Here is a 15,916-nt window from a genome sequence, read left to right as displayed (position 1 = left end):
CCGCCGCGCGCGGCGGCGACGTGGCGCTGCGGCTGGTGAGCGCGCTCGCGCAGGCGGCGCTCGCGTGGCTGCTCGCCTTCCTCGTGCTCGCCAGCCTGGTGTGGCGCGGCAGCGGGCTGCGCTGGGGGGAGGTGGCGGGGGCGATGCTCGCCGGGCGTACCGTGCTGGCCTGGCGCGCGGCGCTGGTGACGCTGGCGGTGCTGCTCGCGGTGGCGGCGGTGTGCGTCGAGCTGGCGCCGCTCTACCACGTGCTCGGCACCGACAAGGTGGGGCAGGATGTGCTCTACTTGGCGCTCAAGAGCGTGCGCACCGCGCTGGTGATCGGCACCCTCACCACGCTGGTGATGATGCCCTTCGCGGTCGCGCTCGGCATCGCCGCGGGCTACCTCGGCGGCTGGGTGGATGACGCCGTGCAATATGTCTACACCGTGCTCAACGCCATCCCCGGCGTGCTGCTGATCGCCGCCGCGGTGCTGATGATGCAGGTGGTCATCGACACCAACCCGCAGTGGTTCGACACCGCGGCCGAGCGCTCGGACGCGCGCCTGCTGGCGCTGTGCTTCATCCTGGGCATCACCAGCTGGACCGGGCTGGCGCGCCTGCTGCGCGGTGAGACCTTGAAGCTGCGCGAGCTCGACTACGTGCAGGCGGCGCGCGCCTTCGGAGTGCGCACCCCGGTGATCCTGCGCCGCCACATCCTGCCCAACCTGATGCACATCGTGCTGATCGCGCTGGTGATGGACTTCTCCGGGCTGGTGCTGGCGGAGGCGGTGCTGTCCTATGTCGGCATCGGCGTTGATCCGTCGACGATCAGCTTCGGCACCATGATCAACATGGCGCGCGCCGAACTCGCGCGCGAGCCGATGGTCTGGTGGTCGTTGGCCGCGGCCTTCGTGTTCATGTTCGTGCTCGTCCTGGCGGCCAACCTGTTCGCCGACGTGGTGCGCGACGCCTTCGACCCGCGCCGCGCCTGAGCGCCCCCTGGCCCGCATCCGCCGGGCCGACCATGAAGAGGATTCCCCGATGAGAGCGCTTCGCTTCGACAACCGCTTCGTGCGCGAGCTGCCCGCCGATCCCGAGCCCGACAACCACGTCCGCCCGGTCCATGGCGCGTGCTACTCGCGCGTGATGCCCTCGCCGGTGAAGGCGCCGCACGTGCTGGCGTGGTCGCGCGAGGTGGCGGAGATCCTCGGCGTGGACGAGGGCGACGTGCGCAGCGCCGAGTTCGCCCGCGTCTTCGGCGGCAATGGCCTGCTGCCCGGCATGGAGCCCTACGCCGCGTGCTACGGCGGCCACCAGTTCGGCAACTGGGCGGGGCAGCTCGGCGACGGGCGCGCGATCACGCTGGGCGAGTCGATCAACGCGCGCGGCGAGCGCTGGGAGCTGCAGCTGAAGGGCGCCGGGCCGACGCCCTATTCGCGCTTCGCCGACGGCCGCGCGGTGCTGCGCTCCTCGCTGCGCGAGTTCCTGTGCAGCGAGGCGATGCACCACCTCGGCGTACCCACCACGCGCGCGCTGAGCCTGGTGGGCACCGGCGAGACCGTGGTGCGCGACATGCTCTACGACGGCAACCCCCGACCCGAGCCGGGCGCGGTGGTGTGCCGGGTGGCGCCGTCCTTCATCCGCTTCGGCAACTTCGAGATCTTCGCCTCGCGCGGCGAGGAGGCGCTGCTCGAGCGCCTGATCGACTTCACCATCGAACGCGATTTCCCCGAGCTGGCCGGCGAGCCCGACGCGGCGGCGCGGCGCGTCCGCTGGTTCGACGAGGTGTGCCGGCGCACCGCGGTGCTGGTGGCGCACTGGATGCGGGTGGGCTTCGTGCATGGGGTCATGAACACCGACAACATGTCCATCCTCGGCCTCACCATCGACTACGGCCCCTACGGCTGGGTGGACGACTTCGACCCGGAGTGGACGCCCAACACCACCGACGCCGGCGGGCGCCGCTACCGCTTCGGCAACCAGCCCTTCATCGCGCACTGGAACCTGTGGCAGCTCGCCAACGCGATCTACCCGGTGGTGCGCGAGGTCGAGCCACTCGAGCGCGCGCTTGCTGCCTACGCCGATGTCCACGATACGAGCTACCGCGACATGATGCGCGCCAAGCTCGGCTTGGCCGAATGGCGCGTCGGGCAGAAGGGCGACGACGGCCTGCTCGAGCGCCTGCACCGCCTGCTCGCGGCTGGCGAGGTGGACATGAGCCTGTTCTTCCGCCGCCTCGCCGAGGTTGATCCGGCGGCGCCGGCGCTGGAGCCGCTCGCCGAGGCCTTCTACGACCCGGCGCGCCGCGCCGCGGTGGAGGCCGAGCTGCTCGACTGGCTGCGCGAGCACGGCGCGCGCGTGCTCGTCGAGGGCCAGCCGGCCGCGGCGCGGCGCGCGGCGATGAACCGCGTCAACCCGCTCTACGTGCCGCGCAACTACCTCGCGCAGCAGGCGATCGACGCCGCCGAGGCAGGCGACACCGCGGAACTCGAGACCCTGCTCGAGGTGCTGCGCCGACCCTACGAGGAGCAGCCCGGGCGCGAGCGCTTCGCCGCGCGGCGGCCGGACTGGGCGCGCGATCGTCCCGGCTGCTCGATGCTGTCCTGCAGCTCCTGAACGTTCTTGCCGCAAGGCTCGCGGTCGGCGGCGTGGACCCTCCACCTCCCGCGCCGTCCCCCATCCGGGCGACCCGGGGCGACGGGAGCTAGTTCTTTCGGCGTAGCGCTCCGTCGATCGGCCGATGGCCATGGGCCTTTTCAGGGTCTAGGATGGAATCGGAGGTGAATCCGCCGCGACTCCTGTCGGCGGAAAAACGATAACCGTGTCCACGATCGTCCTGACTCATGCGGAGGAGCCGTGCGTGCGTCCTGCGCTCGCGCGCAAGGCGGCATCGCCGCGCGATGCCCTGGGGCGCATGCCGATCCTGCTCGGCAGCGGGGCCGAGGTGCTCGACGAGCTCGCGCGTGGCGCGGAGTTCGTGCGCCTGTCCTCGTCGGCCTCGGTCTTCGAGCGCGGCTCGCCGCCCACCGGCCTGTTCTTCGTCTGCAACGGCGCGGTGCGCCTGATGGTGAGCGGGCCCGAGGGCAAGGACAAGGTGGTCGAACTCTTCGAGCCGGGCGGCATGTTCGGCGAGATCGGGGTGTTCACTGGCGAGTGCTACCGCACTTGGACGCAGGCGGTGGGCGCGGTGGTGCTGGTGCATGTGCCGCGCGAGCGCGTGCTGGCGGCGGTGGCGATGGACAATTCGCTCTCCAACCGCATGCTGGTCGCGGTGTGCGCCCGTATCCAGCGCCTGATCGACGCGATCGGCAGCACCGTCGGCGGCCCCGCGGCGGTGCGCGTGGCGAGCTACCTGCTCGAACAGCTCGAGCGCGGTGCGCGCGGCGACGGCTGCATCGTGCTGCCCGCGCCCAAGAAGACGATCGCCTCCCTGCTCAACCTGACCCCCGAGACCCTCTCGCGGGTGCTGCGCAACCTGGTGGAGGAGGGCGTGCTCACGGTGAGCGGCCGCCGCATCCGGGTGCGCAACCGCGCGCAGCTCGCCCGTCTGCTGACGCACGACGAGGCGGCCCTACCCCTCCGGGCTCATCCGGGCTAGTCACTAAGGACTAGTCCGGGCCTCCTTCGGCGCTGCCCATCCCGTGCTTTTGGCGAATGGTGCGGGGCGCCGCCCGAGCCTATCCTCACTCCGGAAAAATCGTGAACGTCGGACCTTTCCGGAGCGCAGTGGGAAATGGCTACTCGCAAGTTTCAGCAGATGTCCGTGCTCGTGATGAGCACCACCGCTTTCACCGTCTGTTTCGCTGTCTGGATGCTGTTCGCTGTGATCGGCATCCCGATCAAGGAAGTCCTCGCCCTCAACGAGACCCAGTTCGGCCTGCTCGCGGCCACTCCGGTGCTGACCGGCTCGCTGATCCGCCTGCCGCTCGGCATGCTCACCGACAAGTTCGGCGGCCGCATCGTCTTCTTCGTGCTGATGCTGTGCACCGTGCTGCCGATCTACCTCATCGGCCACGCCACCGAATACTGGCAGTTCCTCGTTGCCGGCCTCTTCGTCGGCTTTGCCGGCGGCTCCTTCTCGGTCGGCATCGCCTACTGCGCACGCTGGTTCGAGCGTCAGAACCAGGGCTTCGCCATGGGCGTATTCGGTGCCGGCAACTCCGGCGCCGCGGTCACCAAGTTCGTCGCCCCCACGCTGGTGGTGATGTTCGGCTGGGAGATGGTGCCGCAGGTCTATGCCGTGGCGATGCTGATCACCGCGATCGCGTTCTGGTTCTTCACCTATGACGACCCCGAGCACCGGGTGCACTCCTCGGTGACCTTCCGCGACCAGCTGCGCGTGCTCAAGGATCCGCGCGTCTGGAAGTACTGCCAGTACTACTCGATCGTGTTCGGCGGCTATGTCGGCCTGTCGCTGTGGCTCACCAAGTACTACGTCAACGAGTTCGGCATGGGCATCCAGACGGCGGCCCTGCTCGCGGCCTGCTTCTCGCTGCCCGGCGGCGTGCTGCGCGCGGTGGGCGGCTGGCTGTCCGACCGCTACGGCGCGCACAAGGTCACCTGGTGGGTGATGTGGGCGTCGTGGATCTGCCTGTTCCTGCTCTCCTACCCGAACACCGAATTCACCGTGCAGACGGTGGAGGGGCCGCGCACCTTCAGCATCCACCTCAACGTCTGGGTGTTCACCTTCCTGCTCTTCATCGTCGGCATCGCCTTCGCCTTCGGCAAGGCCTCGGTGTTCAAGTACATCTCCAACGAGTTCCCCAAGGAGATCGGTGCGGTCTCCGGCATCGTCGGCCTGGTGGGCGGCATGGGCGGCTTCCTGCTGCCGATCATGTTCGGCGCTCTGGTCGACCTCACCGGCGTGCGCTCGAGCGCCTTCATGCTGCTCTACGGCGTGACCTGGGTTTCCCTGATCTGGATGTACCTGACGGAAGTCCGTCGTGTCGACATGTTCGACGGTCACGAGACCGCGGTCGACTCGTCCAAGGCCTGATTCGCAAGACAACGAGGAGTGGGTTTCATGCAAGCAAGCAATGCCGCGGCGCCGAGCCCGGCGGTCACCAGCAGCGTCGACCTCGTCGATTGGCGCCCCGAGGACGAGGCCTTCTGGAAGGAGAAGGGCTCGCGGATCGCCAACCGCAACCTGTGGATCTCCATCCCCAGCCTGCTGTGCGGCTTCGCCGTGTGGCTGATGTGGGGGATCATCACGGTGCAGATGGCCAACGCGGGCTTCCCCTTCACGCCCGACCAGCTCTTCTCGCTCGCCGCGATCGCCGGCCTGTCGGGCGCCACCACGCGCATCCCGGCCTCCTTCTTCATCCGCATCTGCGGCGGCCGCAACACGGTGTGGCTGACCACCGCGCTGCTGATGGTCCCCGCGGTGGGCACCGGCATCGCGCTGCAGAGCCTGGAGACGCCGCTGTGGGTGTTCCAGCTCATGGCGCTGCTGTCGGGCATGGGCGGCGGCAACTTCGCCTGCTCGATGGCCAACATCTCCACCTTCTTCCCCAAGCGCCTGCAGGGCACCGCGCTCGGCCTCAACGCCGGCCTGGGCAACTTCGGCGTGACCACCTCGCAGCTGCTGATCCCGGCGGTGATGACCATGGGCGTGTTCGGTGCGCTCGGCGGCGATGCGATCCCGCTGGTCAAGGATTCGGCCACGCTGATCGGCAAGATCGCCGCCGGCACGCCCACCTACGTGCAGAACGCCGGCTTCGTGTGGCTGCTGCTGCTGGTGCCGCTCGCGGTCGTCGGCTGGTTCGGCATGAACAACCTGCTCACCGTGTCGCCCAACATCGGCTCCACCGGCTCCGCGCTGGGCAAGATCGTGCTGTTCTACGGCATCGCCCTGGTGGTCTCGGCGGTCGGCCTCTACCTCTACCTGCCGAGCGGCCTCGGCGTGCTCTCGGGTGGCGGGATGTGGATCATGCTGCCGCTGGTCATCCTCGGCACCCTGTACGGCATGAAGTTCGCCGCCAGCGGCGAGATGAAGACCAACCTCGACAAGCAGTTCGCGATCTTCCGCAACAAGCACACCTGGTCGATGACCGCGCTCTACGTGGTGACCTTCGGCTCCTTCATCGGCTTCTCGATGGCGCTGCCGCTGTCGATCACGGTGATCTTCGGCAACACCCACGTGTTCGACCCGGCCACCCAGGCCTGGGTGCATGCGAAGAACCCGAACGCCCCGTCGGCGCTGATGTTCGCCTGGATCGGCCCCTTCGTCGGCGCGCTGATCCGCCCGGTGGGTGGCTGGATCTCGGACAAGCTGGGCGGCTCGATCGTGACGCAGTGGATCTCGATCGTGCTCGTGATCGCCTCCGCGGTGACCGGCTACGTGATGTTCCTGGCCTACCACTCGGCCACGCCGGAAGAGTACTTCTTCATGTTCATGGCCCTGTTCGTGCTGCTGTTCGCGGCCTCGGGCATCGGCAACGGCTCGACCTTCCGCACCGTGGGCTACGTGTTCGACAAGGACGAGCGCGGCCCGGTGCTGGGCTGGACCTCGGCGGTGGCGGCCTACGGCTCCTTCATCGCCCCGGTGGTGATCGGCGGCCAGATCAAGGCCGGCACGCCCGAGTACGCGATGTACGGCTTCGCAGTGTTCTACGCCCTGTGCGTGGTCCTCAACTGGTGGTTCTACCTGCGCAAGGACGCGTACATCCAGAACCCCTGATTCCCGCCCGACCTACGGATTCCCTTTTTCAACCAGACTTTTACCGATCGCGCTTGACGAACGAAGCGACGACTTGAGAGGAGCAAACCATGAGTCATTTTCTCGATCGCCTGAGGTTTTTCGACAAGGTCAAGGAGACCTTCTCGAACGGACACGGTATCGTCACCAATGAAGACCGCAACTGGGAGGATGCCTACCGCAACCGCTGGCGCCACGACAAGGTGGTGCGCTCCACCCACGGTGTGAACTGCACCGGCGGCTGTTCGTGGAAGATCTTCGTCAAGAACGGCCTGGTGTCGTTCGAGATGCAGCAGACCGACTACCCGCGCACCCGCGAGGACCTGCCCAACCACGAGCCGCGCGGCTGCCAGCGTGGTGCCTCGTTCTCGTGGTACCTGTACTCGCCGCACCGCATCAAGTACCCGATGATCCGCGGCCGCCTGCTCGACCTGTACCGCGCCGAGCGCAAGGCCGGCCGTGACCCCGTCGAGGCCTGGGAGGCGATCCAGAAGGATCCCTCCAAGCGCGAGAAGTACGTGCACGTGCGTGGCCTGGGCGGCTTCGTCCGCACCAACTGGGACGAGGTCACCGAGATCGTCGCCGCGGCCAACGTGTACACGATCAAGAAGTGGGGCCCGGACCGGATCTACGGTTTCTCGCCGATTCCCGCGATGTCGATGATCTCGTACGCCGCCGGCGCGCGTTACCTGTCGCTGATCGGCGCCGCCTGCGGCTCGTTCTACGACTGGTATTGCGACCTGCCCGCCGCGTCGCCGCAGACCTGGGGCGAGCAGACCGACGTGCCCGAGGCCGCCGACTGGTACAACTCGACCTACCTGATCATCACCGGCGCCAACCTGCCGATGACCCGTACCCCGGACGCCCACTTCGCCACCGAAGTGCGCTACAAGGGCACCAAGATCGTGTCGATGGCGCCGGACTACGCCGAGTACGTCAAGTTCGCCGACCTGTGGATGCCCGTCAAGCAGGGCACCGACGCCGCCGCCTTCCTGGCCATGGGCCACGTCGCGCTGAAGGAGTTCCTGGTCGAGAAGCAGGACCCGTACTTCACCGAGTACGCGCGCAAGTACACCGACCTGCCGATGCAGGTCGTGCTGCGCAAGTATGGCGAGGGCTACGTCTCCGACCGCAACCTGCGTGCCTCGGACTTCGACAACAACCTCGGCGAGGCCAACAACCCCGAGTGGAAGACCATCGTCTTCGACAAGAAGAGCGGCCGCTTCATTGCGCCCAACGGCTCGATCGGCTTCCGCTGGGGCGAGGACGGCAAGTGGAACCTGCTCGAGAAGGCCGGCGCCGACCAGGCCGAGACCGAAGCCGAGCTTACCTGCATCGGCAGCCAGGACGAGGTCGTGTCGGTCGGCTTCCCGCACTTCGTGCAGGGCGAGCCCGCGCTGCTGTATCGCAACGTGCCGGCCCGTCGCCTGAAGCTCGCCAACGGCGAGGAAGCCTTCGTAACCTCGGTGTTCGACATGCAGGTCGCGCAGTACGGTATCGACCGCGGCCTCGGCGGCGCCAACGTGGCCTCGTCCTACGACGACGCCAACGTCGCCTACACCCCGGCCTGGGCTGCCAAGCAGACCGGCGTGAAGGCCGCCGACCTCGAGCGCACCGGCCGCGAGTTCGCCGAGAACGCCTCGAAGACCAAGGGCAAGTCCATGGTGATCATGGGCGCGGCGATCAACCACTGGTACCACAACGACCTCGCCTACCGCTCGATCATGAACCTGCTGCACATGTGCGGCTGCGTGGGTCAGACCGGTGGTGGCTGGGCGCACTACGTGGGCCAGGAGAAGCTGCGTCCGCAGGCCGGCTGGGCGCCGATCGCCTTCGCGCTCGACTGGCAGCGTCCGCCGCGCCACATGAACTCGACCTCGTTCTGGTACTTCCACACCGACCAGTGGCGCTACGAGACGGTGGACGCCGACTCGCTGCTGTCGCCGGCGGGTCCGTGCCGCAACAAGGGTTCGTCGCTGGCCGACTACAACGTCAAGGCGGTGCGCATGGGCTGGCTGCCGTCCGCCCCGCACTTCAACCGCAACCCGATCGAACTGGCCGAGGAGGCCGCCCGTGCCGGTGCGACCGACGAGGCGAGCGTGTCGAAGTACGTGGTCGACCAGCTCAAGTCGGGCGCGCTCGACGTGTCCTTCGCCGACCCGGACGCCGAGGAGAACTGGCCGCGCAACCTGATCGTGTGGCGCGCCAACCTGATCGGTTCTTCGGCCAAGGGCCACGAGTACTTCCTCAAGCACCTGCTGGGCGCGCAGAACGGCGTGATGCAGGAAGGCGGCGCGGGCAACAACTGCAAGGAAGTGAAGTGGCACGAGCACGGCCCCACCGGCAAGCTCGACCTGATGGTGGACATCAACTTCCGCCTCAACTCCACCGGCGCCTACTCGGACATCATCCTGCCGACCGCAACCTGGTACGAGAAGAACGACCTCAACACCACCGACATGCACCCCTTCATCCACCCGCTGGGTGAGGCGGTGACCCCGGGCTGGGAGTCGAAGTCCGACTGGCAGATCTTCCGCACCCTGGCGAAGACCTTCACCGCGCTGGGCGCCAAGCACCTGGGCACCCGCAAGGACGTGGTCGCGCTGCCGATGCAGCACGACTCGCCGACCGAGCTCGCCACCCCGATGGGCGTGGGCAAGGACTGGAAGCACGGCGAGTGCGACCCGATCCCGGGCAAGACCATGCCGATGCTCAAGCTCGTCGAACGCGACTACGCGCAGATCTACAACAAGTACATCGCGCTCGGCCCGCTGATGCTCAAGCTGGGCAACAACGTCAAGGGCATCGACTGGGATACCACCCAGGAGTACGAAGAGCTCAAGAAGTGCAACTACCCGGTGCAGGTCGAGGGCGTCTCGAAGGGCATGCCCTCGCTCGAGGAAGACATCTACGTCTGCGACTCGGTCATGCGCATGGCGCCGGAAACCAACGGCGAGGTGGCCCACAAGTCCTGGACGGCGCTGTCGAAGAAGACCGGCATCGACCACCACCACCTGTACGCCGGCCGCCACGAGGACAAGATCACCTTCCGCGACATCGTCGCCCAGCCGCGCAAGATCATCACCGCGCCCACCTGGTCCGGCATCGAGTCGGAGACCGTGTCCTACACCGCGGGCTACACCAACATCCACGAGCACATCCCGTTCCGTACCCTGACCGGTCGTGCGCACTTCTACCAGGACCACGAGTGGTTCCTCGACTTCGGCGAAGGCTTCTGCACCTACAAGCCGCCGGTCGACCTCAAGGCCCACGAGAAGGTGCCCGACAGCGTGCGCAACAAGCCGCACCTGACCCTGTCGTGGATCACCCCGCACTCGAAGTGGGGCATCCACTCCAGCTACCAGGACAACCTGCGCATGCTGAACCTGTTCCGCGGCGGCCCGTACGTCTGGCTGTCCGAGGAAGAGGCCGCGACCATCGGCATCAAGGACAACGACTGGGTCGAGGCGATCAACGCCAACGGCGCCACGGTGGCCCGAGCGGTGGTCTCGCAGCGCATCCCGCGTGGCATGGCGATCATGTACCACGCCCAGGAAAAGAACGTGAACGTGCCCGGCTCGAACACCACCGGCAAGCGTGGCGGCATCCTGAACTCGGTCACCCGCGTCATCGTCAAGCCCACCAACATGGTCGGCGGCTATGCGCAACTGGCCTACAGCTTCAACTACTACGGCACCGTCGGTTGCCAGCGTGACGAGGTTGTGGTCATCCACAAGATCGAGGACCAGGACATCGACTGGCTGGAGCGTCCGCTCACGCCCGAACGCGAAGCCCAGCGCAACCCCGTGGGCATCGGCAAGAAGTAAGCGCCGACTCGAGACCAGAGATTCAGGAGAAATAAATGAAAATCCGCGCGCAATTCGCGATGGTGTTCAACCTCGACAAGTGCATCGGTTGCCACACCTGCTCCGTGACCTGCAAGAACGTGTGGACCAACCGTAAGGGCGTCGAGTACGCCTGGTTCAACAACGTCGAGTCCAAGCCCGGCATCGGTTACCCGAAGGAGTGGGAGAACCAGGACAAGTGGAAGGGCGGCTGGACCAAGCTCAACGGCAAACTCGAGCTCAAGGCCGGCGGTCGCCTGAAGAAGATCGTGCAGATCTTCTCCAACCCGAACCTGCCCGAGATCGACGACTACTACGAGCCCTTCACCTACGACTACGCCCGTCTGCAGAACGCGCCGCTGTCCGAGGCCGCGCCGACCGCGCGTCCGGTCTCGCAGATCACCGGCGAGAAGATGGACAAGATCACCTGGGGCCCGAACTGGGAAGACGACCTCGCCGGCGAGTTCGCCTCCCGTGCTCGTGACAAGAACTTCTCCAACATGGAGAAGGAAATGTACAAGCAGTTTGAAAACACCTTCCACATGTACCTGCCGCGGATCTGCAACCACTGCATCAACCCGGCGTGCGTGGCCTCGTGCCCGTCCGGCGCGCTCTACAAGCGCGAGGAAGACGGCATCGTGCTGGCCGACCAGGACCGCTGCCGCGGCTGGCGGATGTGCATCTCGGGCTGCCCGTACAAGAAGGTGTTCTTCAACTGGGAGTCGTCCAAGGCCGAGAAGTGCGTGGGCTGCTACCCGCGCGTCGAGAACGGCATGCCGACCGTCTGTTCGGAGTCCTGCGTCGGTCGCATCCGCTACAACGGCATCATCCTGTACGACGCCGACAAGATCTCGGCCGCGGCCAGCGCCGACAACGTCCAGGACCTGTACCAGGAGCACCTGGACATGTTCGTCGATCCCTTCGACCCGGCCGTGATCGAGCAGGCCAAGAAGGACGGCATCACCGACGACTGGATCCTCGCCGCGCAGAAGTCGCCGATCTACAAGATGGCCGTGCAGTGGAAGATCGCCTTCCCGCTGCACCCCGAGTACCGCACGCTGCCGATGATCTGGTACGTGCCGCCGCTCTCGCCGGTGCAGTCGCAGATCGACCAGAAGGCGCTGCCGACCGAGGCCGACGGCGTGATCCCTAAGGCTTCGGCGATGCGCCTGCCGGTCAAGTACCTGGCCAACCTGATGACCGCCGGCAAGGAGCAGCCGATCGTCGACGCGCTCAACCGCATGATCGCGATGCGTTCCTACCAGCGCTCGGTGCACGTCGAGGGCACGCCCGACACGCGCGCGCTCGACGCGGTGGGCATGACCGAGGACATGGCCAAGGAGATGTATCGCTACCTGGCGATCGCGAACTACGAAGACCGCTTCGTGATCCCGACCTCCAAGGAAGAGATGCGCCTCGAGGACTACCACGGCTTCCAGGGCCAGGCGGGCTTCAGCTTCGGCAGCGCCTCGTCGGTCGGCATCTCGCCGAACTCGCTGTTCCCCGAGCGCCGCAAGGAGTCGATGGAACCGCGCAAGCCGGTCCCGCACGCCGACGAGCTGCACGACGTCACCGGCGAACGCTACTGAGGAGACTGAACCATGCAGACCTACAAGCTGCTTGCCATGCTGCTCGACTATCCGGGCGGCGAGATCGTCGGCGACCTGCGCGCCGCGGTTTCGGAGCAGGGCGGCGCTCGGGGTCTGGTGCGCTCGGTGGACACCGACCAGGTGTTCACCGAGGTTGAGCACGAGAGCATCGCCGGTTTCATCGACTGGATGCTCGCTCAGGACCAGACCGAGCTCGAAGGCCGTTTCGTCAAGACCTTCGACCTCACCCCGGAGCACAGCCTGCACCTGACCCACCACGTGTTCGGCGACGACAAGAACCGTGGTCCGGCACTGATCGACCTGTCGGAGTTCTACAAGTCCTACGGACTGCAGCACGACGAACACGAGATCCCGGACTACCTGCCGATGATGATGGAGTTCGTGTCGCAACTCGAGGAGACCGAGGCGCGCGTGTTCCTGACTGACGCGGTGAAGGTGTTCAACTTGCTCGCGACCAACCTGGAAAAGGCGGGGAGCCCCTATGCGGCGCTCGTTCGCGTGATCGAAAACCACAGCTCGCTGGCCCGCATGGCCGCCTGAGGAGAAGACAATGTCCCTGACCAACCTGTTTTTCGGGGTCTATCCCTACATTGCACTGACCGTGTTCGTGATCGGCAGCTGGATCCGTTACGACAACGAGCAGTACACCTGGAAGACCGATTCGTCGCAGCTCCTGTCCAAGCAGGGCATGATGCTGGCGAGCAACCTGTTCCACGTCGGCATCATCATGATCTTCTTCGGCCACTTCGCCGGCCTCGTGCTGCCGCACGGCCTGTGGCTGGGCCTGGGGATCTCCGATCTGGCGCACCAGTGGATCGCGATCATCGCCGGCGTGATCTTCGGCATCATGTGCCTGGTCGGTGGGGCGATGCTGTGGTACCGCCGCATGTACAACCCGCGCGTGCGGGTGAACAGCCGCCGCAGCGACGTGTTCATCATCACCTGGCTGATGGCGACGCTGATCCTCGGCTTGCTGACCGTGCCGTTCTCGGTCGGCCACGCCGTCAAGGGTGATCCGGCCGTGATGCTGGCGCTGGCCGAGTGGGTCAAGAGCATCCTGCTGCTGAACCCGCAGCCCGAGCTGATGACGAAGGTCGATCCGATCTTCCGTGCTCACATCTTCTTCGGCATGACGGTGTTCCTGGTGTTCCCCTTCACCCGCCTGGTGCACATCCTGACCGCGCCGTTCAGCTACCTGACGCGCGCCTACCAGATCGTCCGGACCAAGCGCCGCCTGGCCTGAGGCTGAAGCGAAGGGCAGGGCGGGCGGCCACTACGGCCGCCGGCCTTGCCTTTCGGTCCTTTTGCCCCTAGCTTGCGCGGATGCGCAAGAAAGCACCGATTCTCATGTTCATCCGCGGCTCGGGCCTGTCGGTCAAGATCACCGGCATGCTGCTCGGCTTCTTCCTCGTGGCGCTCGCCGCGATCGCGCTGACCCTGTTCATCTCCTGGCACCTGGAGGGTGCGGCGGCGGCGATCAACGATGCCGGCAGCCTGCGGATGCGGGTGTATCGCCTCGCCCATCACCTCGCGCGCGCGGACGTCGAGAAGATCGACCGCAGCGCGTTCGCCGCCGACCTGCAGAAGCGGATCGACGATTTCGACGCCGTCCTCTCCGTGCTGCGCCGTGGAGATCCTTCGCGCCCGCTCTTCGTGCCGCGCGAGGACGGGATCCCCGAAGACCTGGCCGAGATGGCCGAGAACTGGGCGAAGCGCAGCCGCCCGATCCTTAGTTCGATCGTCGCCGACCCCAGCGCGCAGAACCTGCACCTGCGCGGGCTCGAGTTCGACGCCGCCGCCGAGGCCTGCGTCGACTCGATCAACGAGCTCGTGCTGCGCATGGAGCAGAGCTACGCGCGCAACACCAACATCCTGCGCACCTCGCAGGTGATCCTCGTCGCCCTCGCGGTGATCGGCACCATCCTGCTGCTGCGCTTCTTCTTCCTCACCGTGATCCGCCCGGTGTTCGAGCTCCACGAGGGCGTCAAGCGCATGGGGCAGGAAGACTTCGACGCCCGCGTGCCGGTGTTGGCCCCGGACGAGTTCGGCGAGCTCTCGGCCGGCTTCAACCGCATGGCCGCCCACCTGCAGAACGTCTACGACACGCTCGAGGAGCGCGTCGCCGCCAAGACGCGCAGCCTGGAAGAGAAGAACCGCGAGCTCGAGATCCTCTACGACGTCGTCGCCTTCCTGCGCGAGCCCAACGACGTCGACACGCTGTGCAAGGGCTTCCTCGAGCGCGTGCAGAAGACGCTGGGCGCGAGCGCCAGCTCGGCGCGCCTGCTCGACCTCGAGTCGCGCAACCTGTGCATGATCGTTCATGACGGGTTGGGCGAGGATTTCCTCGACCGCGAGGAGGTGCTCGCCTGCGGCGAATGCGTGTGCGGCGAGGCGGCGCAGGGCAGTGGGCTCTCGCTGACCCTCGACGTGCGCAACGCCTCGCTCGCCGTCACCCGCGACGCCTGCCAGCGCGCCGGCTTCCGCACGGTCTCGGCCACCTCGATCACCGCCAGCAAGCGTGCGCTCGGCGTCTTTAACCTGTACTTCGACCATGCGCAGCCGATCGGCGACGCCGACCGCCAGCTGCTCGAGACCCTGGGGCAGCAGCTCGGCATCGCGATCGAGAACCAGCGCCTGCACGCGCGCGAGCGCGAGCTCGCGGTCTCCGAGGAGCGCAACCTGCTCGCGCGCGAGCTGCACGATTCGATCGCGCAGGGCCTGGCCTTCCTCAACCTGCAGGTGCAGATGCTCGAGCGCGCGCTCGCCGAGCAGCGCGCCGAGGATGTGCGCACGACGGTGGAGATGTTGCGCCGCGGCATCCAGGAGAGCTACGAGGACGTGCGCGAGCTGCTGGTGCACTTCCGCACCCGGGTCGAGCAGCAGGACCTCGACGCGGCGATCGCTGCAGCACTGCGCCGGCTCGCCGAGCAGACCGGCATCGCCACCGACCTCGACGTGCAGGGTGACGGCGCGCCGCTCGACCCCGAGGCCGAGACCCAGGTGCTCTACATCGTCCAGGAGGCGCTCTCCAACGTGCGCAAGCACGCGGGCGCGAGCACGGTGTCGGTGAGCGTGCGGCGCGGCCGCGACGGGCTGGCGGTGACCGTGCGCGACGACGGGATCGGTTTCGCCGAGGACCGCGACGCTACCGACGGGGAGGCGCATATCGGGCTGCAGATCATGCGCGAGCGCGCGATGCGGATCGGTGGACGCTTCGCGGTACGGTCCTCGCCCGGGCGCGGCACCGAGATCCGCCTGGAGCTGCCGCGAACCAACGAGGTGGAAGCCTGATGGCCGAAGACAAGATCCGCGTCCTGCTGGTGGACGATCACACCCTGTTCCGCAGCGGCATCCGCTCGCTGCTGCAGAGCTATGCCTGCTTCGAGGTCGTCGGCGAGGCCGGCGACGGGCGCGAGGGCATCCGCCTCGCCGGCCAGCTGCGGCCGGACGTGGTGCTGCTCGACAACAACATGCCCGGGCTCTCCGGGCGCGAGGCGGCCCGCCTGCTGCTGGAGGAGGCGCCCGAGACGCGCGTGCTGATGCTGACCGTCTCGGAGGACGCGGACGATCTCATCGAGACGCTACGGGCGGGGGCCTGCGGCTACCTGCTGAAGAACATCCAGGCCGAGACCCTCGTGTCGGCGATCAAGACCGCGGCCCAGGGCGAGTCGGTAGTGTCCCCGCAGATGATGGGCAAGCTGCTGAGCGGTGTGCGCGGCAGCCCGGGCAGGCCGGCGAGCGGCGGGCTGCCGCCTGCGCCCGCGGCGCCGCCCAGAAACGCC

At 67.1% G+C, this 15,916-nt stretch carries 11 protein-coding genes; all 11 read left to right on the top strand.

Annotation, left to right across the window (positions count from 1 at the left end; genetic code table 11):
* On the top strand, window positions 1-974 hold a 974-nt coding region (locus C667_RS12265), incomplete at its 5' end, for an ABC transporter permease (protein ID WP_004364441.1).
* 49 nt (window positions 975-1,023) lie between these two features.
* A complete protein-coding gene (locus tag C667_RS12260) occupies window positions 1,024-2,598 on the top strand; it encodes a protein adenylyltransferase SelO (RefSeq protein ID WP_004364440.1) in 1,575 nt (524 codons plus the stop codon).
* Window positions 2,599-2,803: 205 nt separating this feature from the next.
* A complete protein-coding gene (locus C667_RS12255) occupies window positions 2,804-3,580 on the top strand; it encodes a Crp/Fnr family transcriptional regulator (RefSeq protein ID WP_157302307.1) in 777 nt (258 codons plus the stop codon).
* Between the two features lie 135 nt (window positions 3,581-3,715).
* Complete coding sequence (locus tag C667_RS12250) at window positions 3,716-4,978, top strand: MFS transporter (protein WP_004364438.1); 1,263 nt, start codon at window positions 3,716-3,718, stop codon at window positions 4,976-4,978.
* A gap of 27 nt (window positions 4,979-5,005) precedes the next feature.
* On the top strand, window positions 5,006-6,661 hold the full coding sequence (locus C667_RS12245; protein ID WP_004364437.1) for an MFS transporter: 1,656 nt from the start codon (window positions 5,006-5,008) through the stop codon (window positions 6,659-6,661).
* A gap of 89 nt (window positions 6,662-6,750) precedes the next feature.
* Window positions 6,751-10,506: a nitrate reductase subunit alpha gene (locus C667_RS12240; protein WP_004364436.1), complete on the top strand. Its 3,756-nt coding sequence runs from the start codon at window positions 6,751-6,753 to the stop codon at window positions 10,504-10,506.
* Window positions 10,507-10,541: 35 nt separating this feature from the next.
* Entirely contained in the window at window positions 10,542-12,113 is a 1,572-nt protein-coding gene (gene narH, locus C667_RS12235) for a nitrate reductase subunit beta (protein ID WP_004364435.1), read from the top strand.
* Between the two features lie 12 nt (window positions 12,114-12,125).
* Window positions 12,126-12,674, top strand: a complete 549-nt coding sequence (gene narJ, locus C667_RS12230) for a nitrate reductase molybdenum cofactor assembly chaperone (protein ID WP_004364433.1) — start codon at window positions 12,126-12,128, stop codon at window positions 12,672-12,674.
* Window positions 12,675-12,684: 10 nt separating this feature from the next.
* Entirely contained in the window at window positions 12,685-13,377 is a 693-nt protein-coding gene (gene narI, locus C667_RS12225; protein ID WP_004364431.1) for a respiratory nitrate reductase subunit gamma, read from the top strand.
* A 104-nt stretch (window positions 13,378-13,481) separates the two neighbouring features.
* On the top strand, window positions 13,482-15,425 hold the full coding sequence (locus C667_RS12220; protein WP_004364429.1) for a type IV pili methyl-accepting chemotaxis transducer N-terminal domain-containing protein: 1,944 nt from the start codon (window positions 13,482-13,484) through the stop codon (window positions 15,423-15,425).
* A partial coding sequence (locus C667_RS12215; RefSeq protein ID WP_004364427.1) for a response regulator occupies window positions 15,425-15,916 on the top strand: 492 nt, incomplete at its 3' end. The genes C667_RS12220 and C667_RS12215, both read left to right, overlap by 1 nt.

This window comes from Thauera phenylacetica B4P (assembly GCF_000310225.1).
GTDB classification, from domain to species: domain Bacteria; phylum Pseudomonadota; class Gammaproteobacteria; order Burkholderiales; family Rhodocyclaceae; genus Thauera; species Thauera phenylacetica.
This window is presented reverse-complemented; position numbering and strand designations above follow the sequence as displayed.

Excerpts from the sequence above, each read along its gene's own strand:
- C667_RS12260 (WP_004364440.1), top strand. The coding sequence starts at position 1,024 with ATGAGAGCGCTTCGCTTCGACAACCGCTTCGTGCGCGAGCTGCCCGCC.
- C667_RS12250 (WP_004364438.1), top strand. The coding sequence starts at position 3,716 with ATGGCTACTCGCAAGTTTCAGCAGATGTCCGTGCTCGTGATGAGCACC.
- C667_RS12245 (WP_004364437.1), top strand. The coding sequence starts at position 5,006 with ATGCAAGCAAGCAATGCCGCGGCGCCGAGCCCGGCGGTCACCAGCAGC.
- C667_RS12240 (WP_004364436.1), top strand. The coding sequence starts at position 6,751 with ATGAGTCATTTTCTCGATCGCCTGAGGTTTTTCGACAAGGTCAAGGAG.
- narH (WP_004364435.1), top strand. The coding sequence starts at position 10,542 with ATGAAAATCCGCGCGCAATTCGCGATGGTGTTCAACCTCGACAAGTGC.
- narJ (WP_004364433.1), top strand. The coding sequence starts at position 12,126 with ATGCAGACCTACAAGCTGCTTGCCATGCTGCTCGACTATCCGGGCGGC.
- narI (WP_004364431.1), top strand. The coding sequence starts at position 12,685 with ATGTCCCTGACCAACCTGTTTTTCGGGGTCTATCCCTACATTGCACTG.
- C667_RS12220 (WP_004364429.1), top strand. The coding sequence starts at position 13,482 with ATGTTCATCCGCGGCTCGGGCCTGTCGGTCAAGATCACCGGCATGCTG.